The sequence below is a fragment of the Pseudomonas sp. PGPR N4 genome, from assembly GCF_059693665.1.
This window is the reverse complement of sequence record NZ_JCAUKV010000003.1, coordinates 542160-559976: the sequence shown is the minus strand read 5'-3', so window position 1 is coordinate 559976 and position 17817 is coordinate 542160. Positions and strand designations below refer to the sequence as shown.

22 protein-coding genes are annotated in these 17817 nt (G+C 62.5%); 9 read left to right on the top strand and 13 right to left on the bottom strand.

Annotated elements, in window-relative coordinates; all coding sequences use genetic code 11:
- Positions 1 to 19 precede the first annotated feature (19 nt).
- Both AC58X1_RS16560 and AC58X1_RS16555 read left to right on the top strand, forming a co-directional pair.
- Complete coding sequence (locus AC58X1_RS16560) at positions 20 to 964, top strand: alpha/beta hydrolase (protein WP_150571976.1); 945 nt, start codon at positions 20 to 22, stop codon at positions 962 to 964.
- A gap of 34 nt (positions 965 to 998) precedes the next feature.
- The gene (locus tag AC58X1_RS16555; protein WP_150571503.1) at positions 999 to 1484 is read left to right on the top strand and encodes a MaoC family dehydratase; all 486 of its coding nucleotides are present in this window, start codon (positions 999 to 1001) and stop codon (positions 1482 to 1484) included.
- 3 nt (positions 1485 to 1487) lie between these two features.
- Here AC58X1_RS16555 and AC58X1_RS16550 read toward each other — a convergent pair whose 3' ends face one another.
- The 4 genes from AC58X1_RS16550 to AC58X1_RS16535 are packed head-to-tail and all read right to left on the bottom strand — an operon-like array spanning position 1488 to position 4063.
- Positions 1488 to 2726, bottom strand: a complete 1239-nt coding sequence (locus AC58X1_RS16550) for an RNA polymerase sigma factor (protein WP_497429165.1) — start codon at positions 2724 to 2726, stop codon at positions 1488 to 1490.
- Positions 2726 to 3217, bottom strand: a complete 492-nt coding sequence (locus tag AC58X1_RS16545) for an SRPBCC family protein (RefSeq protein ID WP_150571501.1) — start codon at positions 3215 to 3217, stop codon at positions 2726 to 2728. Before AC58X1_RS16545 ends, AC58X1_RS16550 begins: the two co-directional genes overlap by 1 nt.
- A gap of 18 nt (positions 3218 to 3235) precedes the next feature.
- On the bottom strand, positions 3236 to 3580 hold the full coding sequence (locus AC58X1_RS16540) for a YciI family protein (RefSeq protein WP_497429164.1): 345 nt from the start codon (positions 3578 to 3580) through the stop codon (positions 3236 to 3238).
- Positions 3581 to 3637: 57 nt separating this feature from the next.
- Complete coding sequence (locus tag AC58X1_RS16535) at positions 3638 to 4063, bottom strand: YybH family protein (protein ID WP_220633246.1); 426 nt, start codon at positions 4061 to 4063, stop codon at positions 3638 to 3640.
- A 160-nt stretch (positions 4064 to 4223) separates the two neighbouring features.
- On the opposite strand from AC58X1_RS16535, the gene AC58X1_RS16530 reads away from it, so the two are divergent.
- The gene (locus AC58X1_RS16530; RefSeq protein ID WP_101322963.1) at positions 4224 to 5015 is read left to right on the top strand and encodes an AraC family transcriptional regulator; all 792 of its coding nucleotides are present in this window, start codon (positions 4224 to 4226) and stop codon (positions 5013 to 5015) included.
- Here the strand turns inward: AC58X1_RS16530 and AC58X1_RS16525 are convergent.
- Positions 4985 to 5623 carry a LysE family translocator gene (locus tag AC58X1_RS16525; protein WP_101317546.1) on the bottom strand — a complete coding sequence of 213 codons (639 nt, stop codon included), beginning with the start codon at positions 5621 to 5623 and terminating at the stop codon, positions 4985 to 4987. The genes AC58X1_RS16530 and AC58X1_RS16525 overlap by 31 nt on opposite strands.
- 140 nt (positions 5624 to 5763) lie before the next feature.
- Positions 5764 to 6717, bottom strand: a complete 954-nt coding sequence (locus AC58X1_RS16520; RefSeq protein ID WP_101317544.1) for a threonine dehydratase — start codon at positions 6715 to 6717, stop codon at positions 5764 to 5766.
- Between the two features lie 89 nt (positions 6718 to 6806).
- Here AC58X1_RS16520 and AC58X1_RS16515 point away from each other — a divergent pair, with 89 nt between their 5' ends.
- The gene (locus AC58X1_RS16515; protein WP_497429185.1) at positions 6807 to 8153 is read left to right on the top strand and encodes an aminotransferase-like domain-containing protein; all 1347 of its coding nucleotides are present in this window, start codon (positions 6807 to 6809) and stop codon (positions 8151 to 8153) included.
- Here AC58X1_RS16515 and AC58X1_RS16510 read toward each other — a convergent pair whose 3' ends face one another.
- Positions 8154 to 8411, bottom strand: coding sequence for a DUF2790 domain-containing protein (locus AC58X1_RS16510; RefSeq protein WP_101317542.1), 258 nt, complete (start codon positions 8409 to 8411; stop codon positions 8154 to 8156).
- A gap of 329 nt (positions 8412 to 8740) precedes the next feature.
- Between AC58X1_RS16510 and AC58X1_RS16505 the strand changes: the two genes are divergently transcribed.
- Positions 8741 to 9109 (top strand): GNAT family N-acetyltransferase, encoded by a 369-nt coding sequence (locus AC58X1_RS16505; RefSeq protein ID WP_497429184.1) that lies wholly within the window; start codon positions 8741 to 8743, stop codon positions 9107 to 9109.
- On the opposite strand, the gene def is transcribed toward AC58X1_RS16505, so the two are convergent.
- The 3 genes from def to AC58X1_RS16490 form a co-directional block, all read right to left on the bottom strand.
- Entirely contained in the window at positions 9064 to 9600 is a 537-nt protein-coding gene (def, locus tag AC58X1_RS16500; protein WP_497429163.1) for a peptide deformylase, read from the bottom strand. The two genes, AC58X1_RS16505 and def, sit on opposite strands and share 46 nt — an antisense overlap.
- Complete coding sequence (locus AC58X1_RS16495) at positions 9600 to 10556, bottom strand: YihY/virulence factor BrkB family protein (protein WP_497429162.1); 957 nt, start codon at positions 10554 to 10556, stop codon at positions 9600 to 9602. Before AC58X1_RS16495 ends, def begins: the two co-directional genes overlap by 1 nt.
- 312 nt (positions 10557 to 10868) lie before the next feature.
- Positions 10869 to 11048, bottom strand: coding sequence for a CsbD family protein (locus AC58X1_RS16490; RefSeq protein ID WP_101317536.1), 180 nt, complete (start codon positions 11046 to 11048; stop codon positions 10869 to 10871).
- 255 nt (positions 11049 to 11303) lie between these two features.
- Here AC58X1_RS16490 and AC58X1_RS16485 point away from each other — a divergent pair, with 255 nt between their 5' ends.
- Complete coding sequence (locus tag AC58X1_RS16485; protein WP_150571494.1) at positions 11304 to 11684, top strand: hypothetical protein; 381 nt, start codon at positions 11304 to 11306, stop codon at positions 11682 to 11684.
- Here the strand turns inward: AC58X1_RS16485 and AC58X1_RS16480 are convergent, their stop codons facing one another.
- Entirely contained in the window at positions 11685 to 12521 is an 837-nt protein-coding gene (locus AC58X1_RS16480; protein ID WP_103436493.1) for a CvfB family protein, read from the bottom strand.
- Between the two features lie 129 nt (positions 12522 to 12650).
- On the opposite strand from AC58X1_RS16480, the gene AC58X1_RS16475 reads away from it, so the two are divergent.
- Positions 12651 to 13520 carry a DUF6279 family lipoprotein gene (locus AC58X1_RS16475; RefSeq protein WP_101317530.1) on the top strand — a complete coding sequence of 290 codons (870 nt, stop codon included), beginning with the start codon at positions 12651 to 12653 and terminating at the stop codon, positions 13518 to 13520.
- A gap of 3 nt (positions 13521 to 13523) precedes the next feature.
- Here AC58X1_RS16475 and aceK read toward each other — a convergent pair whose 3' ends face one another.
- Positions 13524 to 15242, bottom strand: a complete 1719-nt coding sequence (aceK, locus tag AC58X1_RS16470) for a bifunctional isocitrate dehydrogenase kinase/phosphatase (protein WP_497429161.1) — start codon at positions 15240 to 15242, stop codon at positions 13524 to 13526.
- Between the two features lie 114 nt (positions 15243 to 15356).
- Here aceK and AC58X1_RS16465 point away from each other — a divergent pair, with 114 nt between their 5' ends.
- Both AC58X1_RS16465 and AC58X1_RS16460 read left to right on the top strand, forming a co-directional pair.
- Positions 15357 to 16253 (top strand): DMT family transporter, encoded by an 897-nt coding sequence (locus AC58X1_RS16465; RefSeq protein ID WP_101317525.1) that lies wholly within the window; start codon positions 15357 to 15359, stop codon positions 16251 to 16253.
- The gene (locus AC58X1_RS16460; protein WP_497429160.1) at positions 16250 to 16720 is read left to right on the top strand and encodes a DUF4265 domain-containing protein; all 471 of its coding nucleotides are present in this window, start codon (positions 16250 to 16252) and stop codon (positions 16718 to 16720) included. The genes AC58X1_RS16465 and AC58X1_RS16460 overlap by 4 nt, the downstream gene beginning before the upstream one ends.
- 1 nt (position 16721) lies before the next feature.
- Here AC58X1_RS16460 and AC58X1_RS16455 read toward each other — a convergent pair whose 3' ends face one another.
- Positions 16722 to 17657 (bottom strand): aspartyl/asparaginyl beta-hydroxylase domain-containing protein, encoded by a 936-nt coding sequence (locus AC58X1_RS16455; RefSeq protein ID WP_101317521.1) that lies wholly within the window; start codon positions 17655 to 17657, stop codon positions 16722 to 16724.
- Positions 17658 to 17817: the final 160 nt, after the last annotated feature.

The window sequence follows — 17817 nt, the reverse complement described above, 5'->3', positions numbered from 1 at the left end:
CACAGAAAAGGACGCGGTCATGGCTTACGATGCGCTCTGGGTTGCTGCCAGTGAGCACAGCAACCTGTACCTGCACCAATGGCTGCCGGCCACACCGGTCAAGGCCGTGGTGCTGCTGGCGCATGGCATGGCCGAGCATGGCGGGCGCTATCAGCGCTTGGGCCAGGCACTGAGCGCCGCCGGCTTTGCCCTGCTCGCGCCTGATCAACGTGGCCATGGCCGGACCGCCGAGAACGGTCGTCTGGGCCTGTTCGCCCGCAAGGATGGCTGGAATGCCGTGGTCAACGATCTCGGCCTGCTCAGCCAGCACATCGGCGAGCGATTTCCTGGCACGCCACTGTTTTTGTTCGGCCACAGCATGGGCAGTTACATCGTCCAGGCTTACCTGCTGCACCACAGCGCCAGCGTGCACGGAGCTATTCTCAGCGGCTCCAACCTGCAGCCGCCCAGGCTGTATCGCGCCGCGGCCCTGATCGCCCGCGCCGAAGCCTGGCGCCAGGGCGCCGAGGCCAGCAGTGCGCTGATCGACAAGCTTTCGTTCGGCAGCTTCAACAATGCCTTCAAGCCTACCCGGACGCCATTCGACTGGCTAAGCCGCGACGAAGCCGAAGTAGACAAGTACATCGCCGACCCGCTGTGCGGGTTTCGCTGCAGCAATCAGTTGTGGCTCGATCTGCTCCGAGGCCTGGCGCAAGTCAGCCGGCCGAGCAACCTTGCCCAGGTCGATCCGAACCTGCCGATACTGATAATTGGCGGTGAATGTGATCCGGTGAGTGCCGGCAAGCGTCTCAGTGATCTGGCCGTCGCTTTGAGCGCGACCGGCAACCGGCATGTGCAGTTGCGCCTGTACCCGCAGGCGCGCCACGAACTGCTCAATGAAACCAATCGCGACGAGGTTACCGCCGACATTCTCGGCTGGCTCGAGCAGACGCTGGCCCTTGGCCGCCCCGCTCGCAGTGAATGATAGCCAGGCCCCGTCCGCCAATAAGGAAGCCCTGATGACCCAGGTCACCAACACCCCCTACGAAGCCCTCGAAGTGGGTCAGAAAAATGAAGAGTTCGTAAAGCGCGTTGAAGAGCGCGACATCCAGCTCTTCGCCGCCATGTCCGGTGACCACAACCCCGTCCACCTCGATGCCGAGTACGCTGCCAAGACCATCTTCCGCGAGCGGATTGCCCACGGCATGTTCACCGGCGCCCTGATCAGCGCGGCAGTGGCCTGCAACCTGCCCGGGCCAGGCACGGTGTATCTGGGCCAGCAGATGAGTTTCCAGAAGCCGGTAAAAATCGGCGACACACTGACCGTGCGCCTGGAGATCCTCGAAAAGCTGCCCAAGTTCAAGGTGCGTATCGCCACCAACGTCTACAACCAGAACGATGAGCTGGTGATTGCCGGCGAAGCCGAGATTCTCGCGCCGCGCAAGCAGCAGACCGTGCAGTTGGTGACGCCGCCGACCTTCGAGCCGAGCGTTGCCGAAGCCTGACGTCTAGCGGCCCTGCAAGTCGCGCAGGCGCTGCTCGATGTAGCGCCGCTCCGGCCCTTGTTGAGTCAGTATCAGGGCTCGCTGCCACGCTGCGCGAGCCGGCTCGGTCTGGCCCAGTTGGCCGTGCAGTTCTGCGCAGGCGGCGTGCGCCAGGTGATAGTCGAGCAGTTCGCCGCGCTGCAACAACGCTTCGATCAGCACCAAGCCCGCCTGCGGGCCATCGCGTCTGGCCAGGGCTGCGGCGCGATTGAGTTCGATCACCGGTGATGGCCAGTGGCGCTGCAATACATCGTACAAACCAATGATCTGCGCCCAGTCGGTATCTGCCGGGCGGAGCGCTTCTGCATGCAGCGCCGCGATCGCCGCTTGCAGGCTGTAGATACCGGCCGGGCCAGCGCGCAGCGCCCGTTCGGCCAACTGGCAGCCTTCGGCGATCTGCTGGTGATCCCACAGGCGGCGATCCTGTTGATCGAGCAGCACCAGGTTACCGTCAAGGTCACTGCGCGCTGCCTGCCGTGAAGCTTGCAGCAGCATCAGTGCCAACAGGCCTGTCACCTGCGGGGCCGGCAACAGTTGCAGCAGCAGTCGACCAAGCCGAATCGCCTCATCACACAGCTCACGGCGCACCACCGCTTCACCCGAGCTGGCTGAATAGCCTTCGTTGAAGACCAGGTAAATCACCCGCAGGACACTGTCCAGACGCTCTGGCAGCTCGGCCTGCTCGGGGACCTGATAGGCGATACCGGCATCGCGGATCTTCGCCTTGGCGCGGACGATGCGCTGGGCAATGGTTGCCGGACGCTGGACAAAGGCACTGGCAATCTGCTCGGTGCTGAGGCCACAGACTTCACGCAGGGTCAGCGGCACCTGGACATCCGCAGCCAGCGCGGGGTGGCAGCAGGTGAAGATCAGGCGCAAGCGGTCATCGCCGAGTAGCGCTTCATCAGCGGGGTCGTCATCGCTGGGCACAAGCATGATCAGATCCGCCTGGGCATGATCGAAACGGGCATGTCTGCGCAACAGATCGATGGCCTTGAAGCGCCCGGTCGACACCAGCCAGGCCCGTGGATTGCTGGGGATACCATCACGCTGCCAGCGCTCGACCGCGATGAAGAACGCCTCGTGCATGGCCTCCTCGGCCAGGTCGAAATCACCCAGCAGGCGAATCAAGGTGGCTAGAATGCGCCGCGAGTCTCGTCGGTAGAGCTCATCTACCACCTCACGCAGCTGCTCGCCGAGCATCAGTCAGGCATCTGCTGAGTGACTACCTCCACCAGGCGGTCCAGGCTTTGTCCCCACCCCTGGTGAAAGCCCATTTCTTCGTGGGCGCGGCAATCCTCGGCATTCCAGTGCAGCGCGCGGGCGGTATAGCGGGTCTTGCCGTGTTCATCATCGAAGGTCACCACTGCGGTCATGAAGGCCTTGGCGGCGGGGACCCAGCCCGGCCGAAACGCATCGGTGAAGACCAGCCGACGTGGCGCCACGATTTCCAGGAAGACACCCTGGTTATCGTATTCGGTGCCGTCCGCGGTGCGCATCAAGGTCCGGAACAAGCCGCCAACCCACAGTTGCATCTCGCATTCCGGGGTGGTCATGCCGTGCGGGCCCCACCACTTCATCAGCCATTGCGGTTCGCTCCAGGCGCGGAATACCTTCGCCGGTGGGGCGTCGATCAGGCGAGTGATGGACAGTTCATGTTCGGCCACTGCAGAGCCTGCGTGTGCGTGCGTCATTGTTATTGTGCTCCACGTTCAGGGTTGTAGTTCGCGCACCGGGCGGACCTCGACGCTGCCGACTCGGGCGGCGGGGATGCCTTTGGCGATGCTCAACGCTTCATTGAGGTCGCGCGCTTCGACCAGATAGAAACCGGCGAGCTGTTCCTTGGTGTCAGCGAATGGCCCGTCGGTCAGGCTCATCTGGCCATTGCGCACGCGCACCGTGGTCGCGGCCTGGACAGACTGCAGCGCCTGCGCGGCGAGCACGCGGCCGCTGCCCTCCAGTGCCTGCGCATAAGCCTGGCATTCGGCATCGGCGGGGCTGTCGGGCAAGCTGTGCAGCAGCTCCTCGTCACAATAGACCAGGCACAGGTATTTCATGATTGCCTCCAACGTCAGTGGACAGTGCGTTTGGCGATAACAGCAGGCGTGCTCAGCTCAAGGTTGCAGGTTGAACAGCGCCTTCTGGGTTTGCATGTCGAACGGCGCCGACCAGTGCTCGTGGATGACCTGCCACTGCGCGCCACTGCGACGATAGCCGACCGTAACGCGCATGAAGCCGCATTGGCTGTCGTCATCTGCAGGCCCGCAGCGATTGAGCCAGTGGGCCAGGGCGAGGTTGTCGTCGACATGCAGGGTCAGTTGATGGATCTCGAACACCATCTCGCCCGAGCACATGCCCATGCACATTTCCCAGTGCGCACGGTAGGCGGCCTTGCCCTTGAAGTGCAGGGCCTGGATGGCGTCAAAGGCGACGACGTCTTCGGCGTAGGGAGCAACGATTGCATCGATGTCACGCTCGCGCACGGACTGCATCCAGCTGTCGATCTGTTGACGCAGTAGCGATTCGGTTGAGGTAGTCATTATTGGGCTCTCGACCAGGGCAGCGCAGGATCATCCAGCGCCTTCATGACTAGTCGAATTGCGAGAGGCGAAATCGACAGGCACTGAAAAATATTTTTTTGAGCCTGGTCGACGGGTACCATTGGCCACTGCACTCCTGCTGCCGCCTACGGGTATAGCCATGCCTTTGACCAGCGAAACCCTGCCTGCCAGCCCGCATTTCGAGCTGAGCTGGGTGCGCGCGCAAGGCGGTGCCAGCTTCCCGCGGCATACCCATGACGAATACGTGATCGGCGCCAATCTCAGTGGCCAGGAGCGGATTTGGCTCGATGGCCGCGAGCTGGAGGTGGCGCCAGGCCAGATCACCTTGTACAACCCGCTGGCCGTGCAGGGTTCGGAATTTGCCACGACAGGTGTGGAATACATCAGCCTGCACCTGGCGCCAGCGGCGATCACGCAACTGATCAGCGCCGACAATCTGCGCTCGACCGCTACTGCGCCACGTTTGCAGCAAGGCGTGCTGCAGCGGCCGCAGCTGTTTGCTGCGTTGCTGGAGCTGGCCCGGGCCAGTGACGAGCAACGCGAACAGGCCGAGCTGTTGTTGCTCGCGCAATTGCTGGAGCAACCCGCCAGCGCCGCCCATGAGCAGTCAGCGGCCGTCGCTACCAGCCAGGCATTCATGCGTGAGCATCTGCAGCAACGGCTGCCTCTTGAGCAGCTGGCGCAGGTCGCCGGCTTGAGCAAATATCACTTCGTACGCTGCTTCAAAAAGGCCACCGGCCTGGGCCCGTTGCAGTACCACATGCAACTGCGCCTGATCGAAGCGCGGCGCCGGTTACGTCTTGGCCAACACGCACAGGACGTGGCGCTGGACCTGGGTTTCTACGACCAGAGCCACTTCATCACAGCGTTTCGCCGGGTACATGGCGTGACGCCGCAACATTACGCGGCGGCAAGAATGAATTCGCGGTAGCCTGAAACGATCACATACACCGCGAAGTAGCAGAAAATCGCTGCCGACAGCAGGTAAGACCAGGTCAGCAAGCGGTCACCGAGCAAGCGCCCGCCGTGGCTGGCAATACCGCACAAGCTCACGCACCAGAGCAGACCGGCCGCGAAGAAACCGCCGAGAAACACAACCGCGTCGAGCAAGCTGCCAGCGCCTGAGCGGGAGATCAGCACACCGCCGACCGCAGCGAACCAGAGGATCGCGCTCGGCGACGACATCGCCAGAAACACCCCTCGCGCAAACTCGCGCCAACCCGACTCGAGCACCACCTCGGCGCGCGCATCCAGATGCCCGCCGCGCCAGGCGGCCAGCAGCATCTTCAGCGCAAACCAGATCAACAACGCCGAACCACCAAGCCACAGCACCCAGCGCACACTCTCGAACTGCAGCAGCACGGTCATCCCGGCCAATGCTGCGATGGCGTAGATCAAGTCACCCACGCAGGTGCCCAGACCCAACCAGAACCCCTGAAGGAAACCACGCTGCATGGCCAGGGTGATCATGGCGATATTGGCGATGCCGATGTCCAGACACAGCGACAGGCTCAGCAGAAATCCGTTGGAAAAAGGCATGGGTAGTGGCTACGCGACAGATCAGGTGGCGCTGATTAAGCCACAGGCCAACGGCGCCGGTATTGGAAGAAATTGCCTGCTCCCCGGCTGCGCCGATCTTCACTTACCCGTTTAAGAGTACGCCAGCGCCGTCTGGGTATTCAGCCGCTCAAGACCTGCGCATAACGTTGACGATCAATATTCGCGCCACTGAGCACCACCGCAACGCGCTTGCCCTTCTGCCGCTCACGTTCCTGCAACAGCGCAGCCAAACCTGCAGCGCCAGCTCCCTCAGCAGTGTTGTGAGTGGTTTCGTGGTAAATGCGCATGGCCTCGGCGATCTCGTCATCGGTCACCCGCACGATCCGCGCAGCATGCTGATGAATCAAGGCAAAGGCATCCGGGTGCGGCATCCGACAGGCCATGCCATCGGCAAAGGTGTTGGCCGTGGCGGTGGTGACGATGCGGCCCTGTTCAAAGCTCTGCGCGTAGGCGTCGGCGGCAGTCGAGACCACGCCGACGATTTCGGTCTTGAGCCCAAGCAGGTTGCGCGCCTGGATCAACCCGCAGATGCCCGAGCCCATGCCGATCGGCACGTACACGCAGTCCAGCGCGGCGACCGCATCGAACAGCTCCAAGGCATAGGTCGCTACGCCGCGCACCAGCTCCGGGTGGAACGACGGCACCATCTGGTAGCCCAGCTCGTTGGCCAACCGCGCGGCTTCTTCGCGGGCCAGATCGAAGTCGGCACCATGCTCGATCAGCTCGGCGCCCAAGGCCCGCATGGCGGCGTTTTTCTCCCGCGAGTTGCCTTGCGGCACGACGATCACCAGCGGGATACCCGCCTGGCGCGCGGCCAACGCCATGCTCTGGCCGTGGTTGCCGCGTGTGGCCGTGACCAGCCCTTTCGGCGGCTGCCCGTGCGCCAACAACGAACGCACGTAGACCAGGCCACCGCGCACCTTGAACGCGCCGGTCGGGGCGTGATTTTCGTGTTTGACCCACACTTCGCAGCCGGCCCGCTCGGCCAGCAGCGGCCAGACGTGCTGCGGCGTTGCGGGCAGGTGTTGGTGGACGAAATCAGCAGCTTCGCGCAGTGCGGCCAGGTCGAACATGACGATCTTCCTTCATCGTGTGAGTTGCCCTGATCCTAGGCGCGGGGCATTGTATGGGTAAATCGATATATTGCATGGGTGGCAATTTCATGTGGATCCCGACGCTGACTGCCAGCGATCAGCCGCGTTATCTGGCGCTGGTCGATGCCATTGCCGACGCCATCGAGCGCGGTGAGCTCAAGGTTGGCCAGCGCCTGCCGCCGCAGCGGCGCCTGGCCTGGGCGCTCGGGCTCAACCCAAGCACCACCCAGCAAGCCTACCGCGAAGCCGCTGCCCGTCATCTGGTCGCTGGCGCGGTGGGGCGTGGTACCTATGTGCTGGCGGGCAGCAAGGAGGCCACCCTGTTCCGGCTCAAGCGCCACGATGCAGAACAAGCGGTGATCGACCTGTCGACCAACGTGCCAGTGGTCGAACCCGACAACCGAGATCTGCAGGCCAGCCTGCACAGGCTGCTAGAACTCGAGCAGCCTGGCTTGCTCGAGCATTACCTGGGGCCTGAGCAACTGCTGGCGGGGCGCGTACACGGGGCACGCTGGCTGGCCGAACGCGGCTTGACTCTCGCGACCGACGAGCTGCTGCTGTGTGCCGGCGCGCAATACGCGCTGAACTGCGTGTTGCAGTCAGTGTGCGAGGACGGTGAAGCGGTGATGGTCGAGGCGCTGACGGCGCCTGGGATCAAGGCGGCGTGCCGGCAATTGCGTTTGCCAGTGCACGGCGTGGCGCTGGATGAGCACGGCCTGCGTCCGGATGAGCTGGACCGCGTCACGCGTGCCAGCGGCGCTCGCGTGCTGGTGATCACCCCAACCCTGCACAACCCGACCTCAACCTGCATGGACGCGGCACGCCGCCAGGCCATCGCCGAGGTGGTCAAACGCCATCAGCTGTTGGTGATCGAAGATGATGTGTACGGCGCACTGAGCGAGCAGCCACCGCTGTACCCCCTGCTTGAGGGGCGCGGGATTCTGGTAAGCAGCCTTTCGAAAACGGTTGCCGCCGGCTTGCGCGTGGGTTGGATCGTGGCCCAGCCGTCCCTGCTCGCGCAGATCGAGCCGCACAGCCAGGCAAGTCACTGGTCGGTCTCGCCGCTGGATCTGCATATCGCCTGCCAGTGGATCGCCGACGGTACTGCCGCCCGCCGCTTGGCCTGGAACCGCCAGGAGACCGCCGAGCGCTGGCGACTGGCCCGCAGTGTATTGGGCGCGGCGTTGCTCGACGACCGGCAGGCCTCACCGCACATATGGGTAGCGGCACCGGCCGGCGCCGAGGCGCTGGCCGCTGATTGCCGCAAGCGCGGGGTCGAGGTCGTTCCCGGCAACGTTTTCGCGATTGGTGTGGATGAGGTCAAGGCCGTGCGGATCAGCCTGTCGGCAGCCACCAGCCGAGCACAGCTCAAACAAGGCCTGGAGGCCGTCCGTCAGGCACTGGCCGAGGCCTGATCAGCCCTGGCTGCAACCCTCACCCATCGCCCGGTACTGCAGAGTATGGACCTGGCCCTGATGGTCCTCGTAAGTCATGGTGGCAGGCACCACATCGCAGACATTGGGCAGGGTCGACAGGCTGATCACACGTTTGATGTCGAGGTTGGTGCCGTATTCATATTGCACCGCCACAGGTGGGCTGGACACCGGTTGAGCCTCTTTTGCGAAGGCGAACGAGGACACACCGAAGAGTGCAAGAATCAGTAGAGCTTTCATGAGAGTTGGCCTTTGAGGCGATCAAGCTGAGCGATTGACTTCAGTCCGCCGTCATTGGCGCGGAGAAGTTGTCATCGAGTGCACCGATGGCACGAAGTACCGGTCCCGCTTTGTCGTACTGCTGAGGGGATGAGACAATTTTACGCCTGTTACGCAATACTTGAACCCCACGGTAGGACATACAGCCTTGCGCAATGTGCAACAGTCTGCCCCCCCGGGCGCCCGCTACCGCTGAACTGGAACACACGATGACTGCCCTGACCTACGCGCCCCTCTGCGGACTGGAGCAACGCCTGCTTGATCACTTCTATCGCCAGCAAGGCTCGCGCATGCGCTCGGCAGCCGGCGGCGCGCTGTGGGTAGCGCGTGCGGGCGCAATCGTTGCGGGGATGAGCTTGAGCCCGGTGGGCCACGGTCAATGGCTGACCGGGCTGCTGGTCGACCCACAGTGGCGTAGGCGTGGCATCGCTGGGCAGTTGATCGAGGCCTCGCTGGCAACTGCATCGGGCCCCGTGTGGCTGTTCTGCCACCCGGAGCTACTGCCGTTCTATCAGCGATCGGGCTTTGGCCCCGCGCATGATCTGCCCGAGGCGCTGAGCATGCGTCTGGCGCGCTATCAGCGCAGCAAAAACCTGGTCGCGCTCGGTCGTGATCAGTCGTCGCCGATGTCCAGCCCAGGGAACAACACCTCGGTGTAGCCAAACCGGGAGAAGTCCTGGATCCGCGATGGATACAGGCGACCGATCAGATGATCACACTCATGCTGCACGACCCGCGCATGGAAGCCTTCAGCGACGCGCTCGATAAAGTTTCCATCAGGGTCGATGCCGCTGTAGCTGATGCGCGTGAACCGCGGCACCACACCGCGCAAGCCCGGCACCGACAGACAGCCCTCCCAGCCCTCCTCGGTCTCACTCGACAGCGGTGTAATGACCGGGTTTAGCAGAATGGTCTGCGGCACTGCCTCGGCGTCCGGGTAGCGCTCGCTGTGCTCGAAGCCGAAGATCACCAGTTGCAGGTCGACGCCAATCTGCGGCGCGGCCAGGCCAACGCCACCGACATGGTGCATGGTCTCGAACATATCGGTGATCAACTGCTGTAGTTCGGCGCTGCCAAGCAGGTGTTCGGGAACAGGCGGGGCGATGCGCAGCAGGCGCTCATCGCCCATTTTCAGGATGTCACGGATCATCAGCGGTTCGGCTCTGGGCTCGGGGGTTCGGTCGCCACCGGACGCTCATGACCCAGCACAGACACGGTCTCCTTCGGCTTGTTGCCGTCAAAGTCCTTCTCGCCTGGGTCTTTACCCTCGGCGGACATGTGCTCGATCACCGCGTTCATCTCGGCGCCAAGCAAGAGTACGGCGGCTGAAATATAGAAGTACAGCAGCAGCACGATAATTGCCCCGATGCTGCCGTACATGGCGTTGTAGTCGGCGAAGGTCTTGACGTAATAACCAAAGCCCAGCGAGGCGATGATCCACACCACCACCGCCAGCACCGAGCCTGGGGTAATGAACTTGAATTTCTGTTTCACGTCCGGCATGACGTAGTAGATCAACGCCACCGCGACCATCATCAGCACCACGATTGCCGGCCAGCGCACGATCGTCCATAGAGTAACGATGAACTCCTGCATGCCCACCTGCGCCGCAATCCACTCCATTACCTGTGGGCCCAATACCATCAACGCCGCCGCTGCCAGGAGCATGCCGGCGATGCCGATGGTGTAGAAGATCGACAGCGGGATGCGCTTCCACACCGGGCGCCCTTCCGGAACGTCGTAAGCGGCGTTCATCGCACTCATCATCAAGCGCACACCGGCCGAGGCGGTCCACAGGGCAATCACGATACCCACCGAGAGCAGGCCACCCTTGGACTGCTGCAATTGGTCGATCACCGGATTGACCTGTTCCAGTGCCTGCGGCGGCAGCACCAGCTCGGACTGCAAGCGCAGCCAGGAGAAGAAGTCAGGCAGGTGCAGGAAACCGATCAGGGCAATCAGGAACAGCAGGAACGGGAACAGCGAAAACAGCATCTGGTAGGCCAGAGCCGACGCGTAGGTGGACATCTCGTCATCGAGAAACTCACTGACGGTGCGCACCAGCACACGGTGCAGGGGGAGGCCCTGCAAGGCGTTAAAAATCATAGCGTCTCCTTTCGCCGCTCGATCATCTTGGCTGCCGGCCGACGATGCGACAGGCCTTATGGTATGCATGCAAGTCTAATAGACCACGTCAGGCGCGTTGCTGTTCATTGCTCATCAAAGGCAATTGGGGCCGCTCTACGGCCCTTCGCGGGCAAGCCCGCTCCCACAGGTACAGTGCTGGAGTCAGACTGTGCGCGATCCTGTGGGAGCGGGCTTGCCCGCGAAGGGCTGCAGAGCAGCCCCAAAATCAGCATTCAAACCTTAACTTACCGGCATCGACCCTTGGGTAGCCGTTTTCCTAAGAATGAGCGCTTATGGCTTTTTAACCGCGTCTTTGACATCGCCGACTTTCTGCTGTGCTTCGCCTTTGACTTCCTGCGCCTTGCCTTCTGCACGCAGCTTGTCATTGTCGGTGACCTTGCCGACACCTTGCTTGATGTTACCTACCGCTTCGTTGGCCAAGCCTTTCGCTTTGTCTTTGGTGCCACTCATGGGGAAGTTCCTTTTAGGCAAAGACGCGAGATAACCGCGTCGACATACGAATCGACCGGTGGCTTTTGCCGAGAGTTTCATTTTTTTCTCGATCATTGCCTTGCGCGCAAAACCATCAGGCGCTGAAACATCGGCAAACAGCCGCCCATTGCAGGCAGCCGGGTAAAGCGACATCAGCGTGTGCAAGCCTTGCTCGCCCGCGCGCCACCCCGCACAATGTCAGGTCATCTCAAGCGTCAACCCGCAGGAACCTGCATGAAACTCGACAAACCCGCCGCCATCGCCCGGCGCAACCAAGCGCTGGCCCGGCCGGTGCTGACCAGCGACAACTGCCTGTTCGCCATCCTCGACCCCAAGCGCAACCTGTGGTGGTTCGACATCCCGATGCGGCTGCTGGTCAAAGGCCAGCCTGACTGGGTCAACCTGCTGCTGCACAGCCCGGAGTCAGACGAGCTGCAGCACTTGAAAGTGCCGATCAACTACCTGCGTGCGCACCAGGAGCAACTGGAAGTGCGCAACGCCGGCAAGCGCCGCTCGACCATCAGTCTGGCCCTCAGCGCTGACCGCGATTCGCTGCTGCGCGACACCCGGCCGGGCGGCGAGCAGCTGGACTTCCGCACCTTCGTCCAGGACTGATCAGACCCGCTCGATGCGATCGTCAAGGATGACGATACGGCCGGCCTTGAACAACGCGCCAATGGCTTTCTTGAAGTTGCCCTTGCTGACGTTGAACAGGCCGCTGATCACCTGCGGATCACTCTTGTCACACACTGCCAGAGTGCCGCCAGCAGCTTCCAGCTTGGCCATGATCTGCTCTTGCAGGCCATCGGCCAGGGCCTGACCAACCGGCTGCAGGCTCAGGGCGATCTTGCCGTCCTGGCGCACTTCCTTGATAAAGCCCTTCTCGTGCATGCCCGAACGCAGGAACTTGAATATCTCGTTCTTGTGAATCAATCCCCAATGGCGGTTGTTGATGATCGCCTTGAAGCCGAGATCGGTTTCATCGGCCACCAGCAGCTCAACCGGCTGGCCTGCGGTGTACGCGGCCGGGGTCAGGTCGAGGTAGCGGTCCAGCCGCGCGGTGGCGGTGATGCGGCGGGTGCGTTTGTCCAGGTAGACGTGGACAACACAGTAATCGCCGATCTTCAGCGAGCGCTTCTCTTCCGAGTAGGGCATCAGCAAGTCTTTGCTCAGGCCCCAGTCGAGGAAGATACCAGCCCCATTGATATCTTTTACCTTCAGGCTGGCGAACTCGCCGACCTGCACCTTGGGCTTCTCGGTGGTGGCGATCAGTTGGTCTTCGCTGTCCAGGTAGATGAACACGTTGAGCCAGTCATCGAGCTCGGTGGGCGTATCCTTGGGGATGTAACGCCGCGGCAGGAGGATTTCGCCGTCGGCGCCGCCATCCAGGTACAGGCCGAATTCGACGTGCTTGACGATTTGCAAACTGTTGTAACGCCCAAGTAGAGCCATTTCCGATGTTCCTCAAGACAAGGCGGCTATTCTACACCTGAACCCGCCGCCTCGCCCGACCGCTGGTTCGACTGAACTGCAAACCCGCCGCTGCGTCTATTGCTGGCACGCTCTTGCAAGGATTCGCTCATGCCTGTCTGCCTGACCAACGCCCTGCGCTTCAGCCTTGTCGCCCTGCTCTGCGCCGCCACCCTGCTCGGCTGCAGCCGCATCGACCTTGCCTATCGCAACCTCGACACGCTGGTGCCGTGGTCGCTGGGCGATTATCTGGACATGAACCGCGAGCAGAAAAACTGGCTCGACCAGCGCTTGCAGGCGCATCTGGCGTGGCACTGCACCACACAGCTGCCCGGCTACCTCGACTGGCTCGACCGCATGCGTGCGATGGTTGCCGAGGATCAAGTCACCGATCAGGCCTTGCAGCAGCGCACAGCAGAGGCCCGCGAGGCGATTGCCCGGGTCACCGAAGCAATCACTCCGTCCGCAGTCGAACTGCTGCGCGGCATGGATGATCAGCAGGTCGAAGAGATGCGCCAGGCATTCGCGGATGACATCCGCGAGCGCCAGCGCACCTACGTCGACACGCCGCTGGCCAAGCAAATCAGCAAACGCGCCGAACGTATGGAGAAACGCATCAAGCCCTGGCTCGGCGAGCTCAACGCCGCCCAGCGCCTGCGCGTGCAGAACTGGTCGCAAGCCTTGGGCGACCAGAACCGCCAGTGGATCGCCAACCGCGCGCACTGGCAGCAACAGTTGCTGCTGGCCATGCAGCAACGTGCGACGCCCAGCTTCGAACCGCGCGTCGCACAGCTGCTGCAGCACAAAGAAAGCCTGTGGACGCAGGACTATCGCAAGGCGTTCAACAACACCGAGCTCCAGGCGCGCGGCCTGCTGGTAGACCTGATCAAGGACAGCACACCCGCCCAGCGTCAGTTTCTGCAAGAGCGCCTGAGCAAGGTGCGCACCAGCTTCAGTGAACTGAAATGCCTCAAGGGCTGACGGTCATTCGCGCGGCTGACGTCGATAAGGGAACACATCGATGACCTTGCCGCCGGCAATGGCCGCCTGCAGCCCTTTCCAGTAATCGGCGTCGTATAGCTCCCCGTGCAGCTTGCTGAACAGGCGGCGCTGGCCGATATCGGCGAACAGAAACGGTGGGAATTCTTCCGGGAACACATCATGGATGCCGATCGAATACCACGGCTCGCCTGACATCTCGTCTTCGGGATAGCGCGGCGGCGGGATATGGCGAAAGTTGACCTCATCGAGAAAGCAGATTTCGTCGTAATCGTAAAACACCACCCGCCCATGGCGGGTTACGCCGAAGTTCTTCAGCAGCATGTCACCGGGGAAGATATTGGCCGCCGCCAGCTGCTTGATCGCCAGGCCGTAATCTTCCAACGCCTCCAGCACCTGGGCGTCGCTGGCCTGTTCCAGATACAGATTCAGCGGCGTCATCCGCCGTTCGGTCCAGCAGTGGCGGATCAGCACCGTGTCGCCCTCCAGCACCACGGTGGACGGGGCCACTTCCAGCAACTCGGCCAGGCACGCGGCCTCGAACTTTTTCCGCGGGAAGCGAAAGTCGGCGAACTCCTGGGTGTCGGCCATGCGCCCGACCCGATCGACGCTTTTTACCAGGCGGTATTTGTCGATCACGGTAGCGCGGTCGACTGTTTTTGACGGTGCGAAACGGTCCTTGATGATCTTGAACACCGTACTGAAGCCCGGCAGGGTAAACACGCTCATGACCATGCCGCGCACACCCGGCGCCATGACGAAGCGGTCGTCGCTGCTGGCCAGATGATTGATCAGCGCCCGATAGAACTCCGACTTGCCATGCTTGTAGAAGCCAATCGAGGTATACAGCTCGGCCACATGTTTGCCGGGCAGAATACGTTTGAGAAAGCTGACGAACTCCGCCGGCGCCGGCACATCGACCATGAAATAGGAGCGGGTGAAAGAGAAGATGATCGACACCTCGGCTTCGTCGGTGATCACCGCGTCCGCCTCGAGGCCATGACCTTCGCGGTGCAGCAGTGGGATCACCAGTGGCCACTGCTCATCCCGGGTGTACAAACGGCCTACCAGATACGCACCTTTGTTGCGGTACAGCACCGGCGCAAACAGCTCCAGTGCCAGGCTCGGGTCCTTGCACACCCAGTCGGGCAAGCTGCTGCGCAATTGCTGTTCAAGGCGGCTGACGTCGCTGGGCAAGTCCGCATAGTCGACACTGAACGGGTAATCGGCAAACACCCGGTGCAACAACCCGCTCAAGCTACCGTCGGCCTGATAAATGCGCGTCTGCGCAGCGCGCTGATGGTCGCGCAGGGCCGGCCGGGTGGTGTGGATAAACATGCAGCTGTCGCTGATCAGGTCATGGCTGAACAGGCTGCAAAACAGCGAGTTGTACCAGGTCTCGGCCAACTCATCGTCCAGCCGCGGGTTGATCAGCCCAACGTAGGCGCTTTTGACCAACGGCCATTGTGCGACATCGAGCAATAGCGCCTCGGCAAATCCCTTGTGCAGCCAGCCGTTGACCTCGACGACCTTCTCCTCATACAAGCTGATCCGCGCTGCTGCCGCCCGCTGGCTGTCGTGCCAGTCAGCGTGCTCGAATCGCTCGCGCGCACCCAGGGTTATCTGCCGGAAGTGCTCGCGGTAGTTATCGAAGCCATCGAGTACCCTGCGGGCGATTTCGCTGGCGGGCCAGTGCTGGGACATACCGATGCCTCTGCAGGGTTCAAGCGCTCAGCTTAGTAGCGCAGCAAGAAAGGACAAGAACCTGTCCAGCGCACTCACGTACACTCCCACCCTGCCCTGACTCTGGAGACCCCCGTGAGCCCCATCGCCCTCGCCCGCCTGCTGACCCTTGCCGCTGTCTGGGGGGCCAGTTTCCTGTTCATGCGCATCATCGCCCCGGAGCTCGGTACGGTACCGACGGCGTTTTTCCGGGTCTCGATCGCGTGCCTGGGCTTGATCGCGATCCTGGCCGTGGCGCGGGTGCCATGGCAGTTCAACGGCAAGCTCGGCGCCTGCCTGCTGCTGGGCATGATCAACTCGGGCATCCCGGCGACGTTCTACTCGGTGGCCGCGCAGGTGCTGCCTGCGGGTTACTCGGCGATCTTCAACGCCACCACGCCGCTGATGGGCGTGCTGATCGGCGCGCTGTTCTTCCACGAGCCAATGACAGTCAGCAAGCTGGCGGGGATTTTTCTTGGCCTGCTCGGCGTCGGCATCCTCAGTGGCGCCGGCCCGGTGGCACTGGACCTGGCCCTGGTGCAAGGCGCGCTGGCGTGCCTGGCCGCGACCACCTGCTACGGCTTTGCCGGCTACCTCGCGCGGCGCTGGATCAGCGGCCTGGACAGCCGCCTGTCGGCCCTGGGCAGCATGCTCGGCGCAACCTTGCTGTTGAGCCCCCTGTTCGCCTGGAGCGCCCTCAGCCAGCCACCTGCCAGTTGGGGCGGCTGGCAGGTGTGGTTATCGTTGCTCGGGCTGGGCCTGCTATGCACGGCTTTTGCCTACATCCTGTACTTCCGCCTGCTGGCCGAGATCGGCCCGGTCAAGGCCAGTACCGTGACCTTCCTGATCCCGGTCTTCGGCGTGCTGTGGGGCGCCTGGTTGCTGGATGAGTCGCTGTCGATGGGCCACCTGTACGGCGGGCTGCTGATCGGCGTCGCGCTGTGGCTGGTACTCAGGCCTGCACCGCGCGCGCTGGCGCAGGCGCGCTCATGAGCACGGAGCACTCGCCGGTGTTCAAAAAGGTCCTGTTCCGCCTGGAGCAGGATGCGCAAGGCTACCCTCCGGCTTCTGTGGAAGGGCTGTGGGCGCAGCAGACAGAGGCTGGCTACCTGATCGACAGCATCCCGTTCTACGCCTACGGCATCGCCCCAGGCGACCTGATCAGCGTCAGCGAAGCCGATGGCGAGGTGTGGTTTGCGGCGTTGAGCAACAGTGGCGGCGCCAGCGTGTTTCGCGTGCTGGTCAAGTTAACTGGGGCGTTGGAGCCGGTGCGCGCAGCGCTGAGCGAGTTCGGTTGCCCCAGCGAAGTGGAGCAGGCGGTGAAGATGCTGGCCGTGCAGGTGCCGCCGACGCAGTCGCTCGACACCTTGCTCTATTACTTGCTGACCCAGCGCGAAGCTGGAACGCTGGAGTTCGAGGAAGGCGTGTTGCGCCACGCCATCCCCGCAGAGTTTCGCTGAGTCAGAACAACCAGCGATACAGCAGGTAAGCCACCAGTACGGCCAGGATCGGCCGCAGAATGCGGTAGGCCTTCGGGTTGGCGCGCTTGAACTGTTTGACCCGGGTGCTGAGCTTGTTGCTGAAGCGCTTGCTCCAGGCATAGGCCTGGTTGATCCCGCCGACGCGCTCGTCATCGGTGTTCTGCGGTGCAGTAGCACGGCCGAGGAAGGCACTGACCTTACGGTTGATGCGGGTCATCAGCGGGCTGGTCAGCGGCCGCTCGATGTCACAGAACAGGATCACCCGAGTGACGTCGGTCTCGTTCTTGACCCAGTGCACAAAGGTCTCGTCGAACATCACGTCTTCCCCGTCACGCCAGGCATACGGCTCGCCGTCGACGTAGATGCGGCAGTTGTCGGAGTTGGGTGTGGACAGCCCGAGGTGATAGCGCAACGAACCGGCGAACGGGTCGCGGTGTGGGTTCAGGTGGCTACCACCTGGCAGCAGGGCAAACATCGCGCCCTTGACGCTGGGGATGCTGCTGACCAGCTCGACGGTCTTCGGGCACAGCGCCTCGGCCGACGGCAGCGGTTTGTCGTACCACTTCAGGTAGAAGCGCTTCCAGCCCTTCTTGAAGAACGAGCCAAAGCCTGCGTCATTGTCTTTTTCGGCGGCGCGGATGTAGCCCTCGTCGAACAGGCGCATGGCCTCTTCACGGATCACCGGCCAGTTGTCCTTGAGCACATCCAGCTCAGGGAAGCGCTGGCGATCCAGGTATGGCTTGGACGGCACGCCGGAGAACAGGTACATCAGGCTGTTGTAGGGGGCGAACAGCGCCGAATGGTTGACGAACTGGCGCAGCACGGGCAAGCGCGCCTTGCCGCGCAAATGGACGTACAGCACGCTGCCGAAGAACACCAGCAGGACACCCGCCTTGGCGACAAAGGAAAAGCTCATGCAACACTCCTTGGAGTAGGAAATCAGGCCATCACTTGCAGATAGCCGAACATCATAAACCCATCCGCCCGCAGTAAAAACAGGTTGCGCCGGATAGCAATGTTGAAGATTTTGTAATAAAGGCTTTCGCGGGGTATTGCGCGGGGTCAGGCAATTGCGC

What these genes read in the sequence shown, in the direction of transcription:
- aceK (WP_497429161.1), bottom strand. Translation starts at nt 15,242, where the DNA reads ATGTCCCAGCACTGGCCCGCCAGCGAAATCGCCCGCAGGGTACTCGAT.
- AC58X1_RS16550 (WP_497429165.1), bottom strand. Translation starts at nt 2,726, where the DNA reads ATGCTCGGCGAGCAGCTGCGTGAGGTGGTAGATGAGCTCTACCGACGA.
- AC58X1_RS16535 (WP_220633246.1), bottom strand. Translation starts at nt 4,063, where the DNA reads ATGACTACCTCAACCGAATCGCTACTGCGTCAACAGATCGACAGCTGG.
- AC58X1_RS16460 (WP_497429160.1), top strand. Translation starts at nt 16,250, where the DNA reads ATGAGCACGGAGCACTCGCCGGTGTTCAAAAAGGTCCTGTTCCGCCTG.
- AC58X1_RS16520 (WP_101317544.1), bottom strand. Translation starts at nt 6,717, where the DNA reads ATGTTCGACCTGGCCGCACTGCGCGAAGCTGCTGATTTCGTCCACCAA.
- AC58X1_RS16480 (WP_103436493.1), bottom strand. Translation starts at nt 12,521, where the DNA reads ATGGCTCTACTTGGGCGTTACAACAGTTTGCAAATCGTCAAGCACGTC.
- AC58X1_RS16545 (WP_150571501.1), bottom strand. Translation starts at nt 3,217, where the DNA reads ATGACGCACGCACACGCAGGCTCTGCAGTGGCCGAACATGAACTGTCC.
- AC58X1_RS16530 (WP_101322963.1), top strand. Translation starts at nt 4,224, where the DNA reads ATGCCTTTGACCAGCGAAACCCTGCCTGCCAGCCCGCATTTCGAGCTG.
- AC58X1_RS16540 (WP_497429164.1), bottom strand. Translation starts at nt 3,580, where the DNA reads ATGAAATACCTGTGCCTGGTCTATTGTGACGAGGAGCTGCTGCACAGC.
- AC58X1_RS16490 (WP_101317536.1), bottom strand. Translation starts at nt 11,048, where the DNA reads ATGAGTGGCACCAAAGACAAAGCGAAAGGCTTGGCCAACGAAGCGGTA.
- def (WP_497429163.1), bottom strand. Translation starts at nt 9,600, where the DNA reads ATGATCCGTGACATCCTGAAAATGGGCGATGAGCGCCTGCTGCGCATC.
- AC58X1_RS16475 (WP_101317530.1), top strand. Translation starts at nt 12,651, where the DNA reads ATGCCTGTCTGCCTGACCAACGCCCTGCGCTTCAGCCTTGTCGCCCTG.
- AC58X1_RS16525 (WP_101317546.1), bottom strand. Translation starts at nt 5,623, where the DNA reads ATGCCTTTTTCCAACGGATTTCTGCTGAGCCTGTCGCTGTGTCTGGAC.
- AC58X1_RS16515 (WP_497429185.1), top strand. Translation starts at nt 6,807, where the DNA reads ATGTGGATCCCGACGCTGACTGCCAGCGATCAGCCGCGTTATCTGGCG.
- AC58X1_RS16560 (WP_150571976.1), top strand. Translation starts at nt 20, where the DNA reads ATGGCTTACGATGCGCTCTGGGTTGCTGCCAGTGAGCACAGCAACCTG.
- AC58X1_RS16555 (WP_150571503.1), top strand. Translation starts at nt 999, where the DNA reads ATGACCCAGGTCACCAACACCCCCTACGAAGCCCTCGAAGTGGGTCAG.
- AC58X1_RS16455 (WP_101317521.1), bottom strand. Translation starts at nt 17,657, where the DNA reads ATGAGCTTTTCCTTTGTCGCCAAGGCGGGTGTCCTGCTGGTGTTCTTC.
- AC58X1_RS16510 (WP_101317542.1), bottom strand. Translation starts at nt 8,411, where the DNA reads ATGAAAGCTCTACTGATTCTTGCACTCTTCGGTGTGTCCTCGTTCGCC.
- AC58X1_RS16485 (WP_150571494.1), top strand. Translation starts at nt 11,304, where the DNA reads ATGAAACTCGACAAACCCGCCGCCATCGCCCGGCGCAACCAAGCGCTG.
- AC58X1_RS16505 (WP_497429184.1), top strand. Translation starts at nt 8,741, where the DNA reads ATGCGCTCGGCAGCCGGCGGCGCGCTGTGGGTAGCGCGTGCGGGCGCA.
- AC58X1_RS16495 (WP_497429162.1), bottom strand. Translation starts at nt 10,556, where the DNA reads ATGATTTTTAACGCCTTGCAGGGCCTCCCCCTGCACCGTGTGCTGGTG.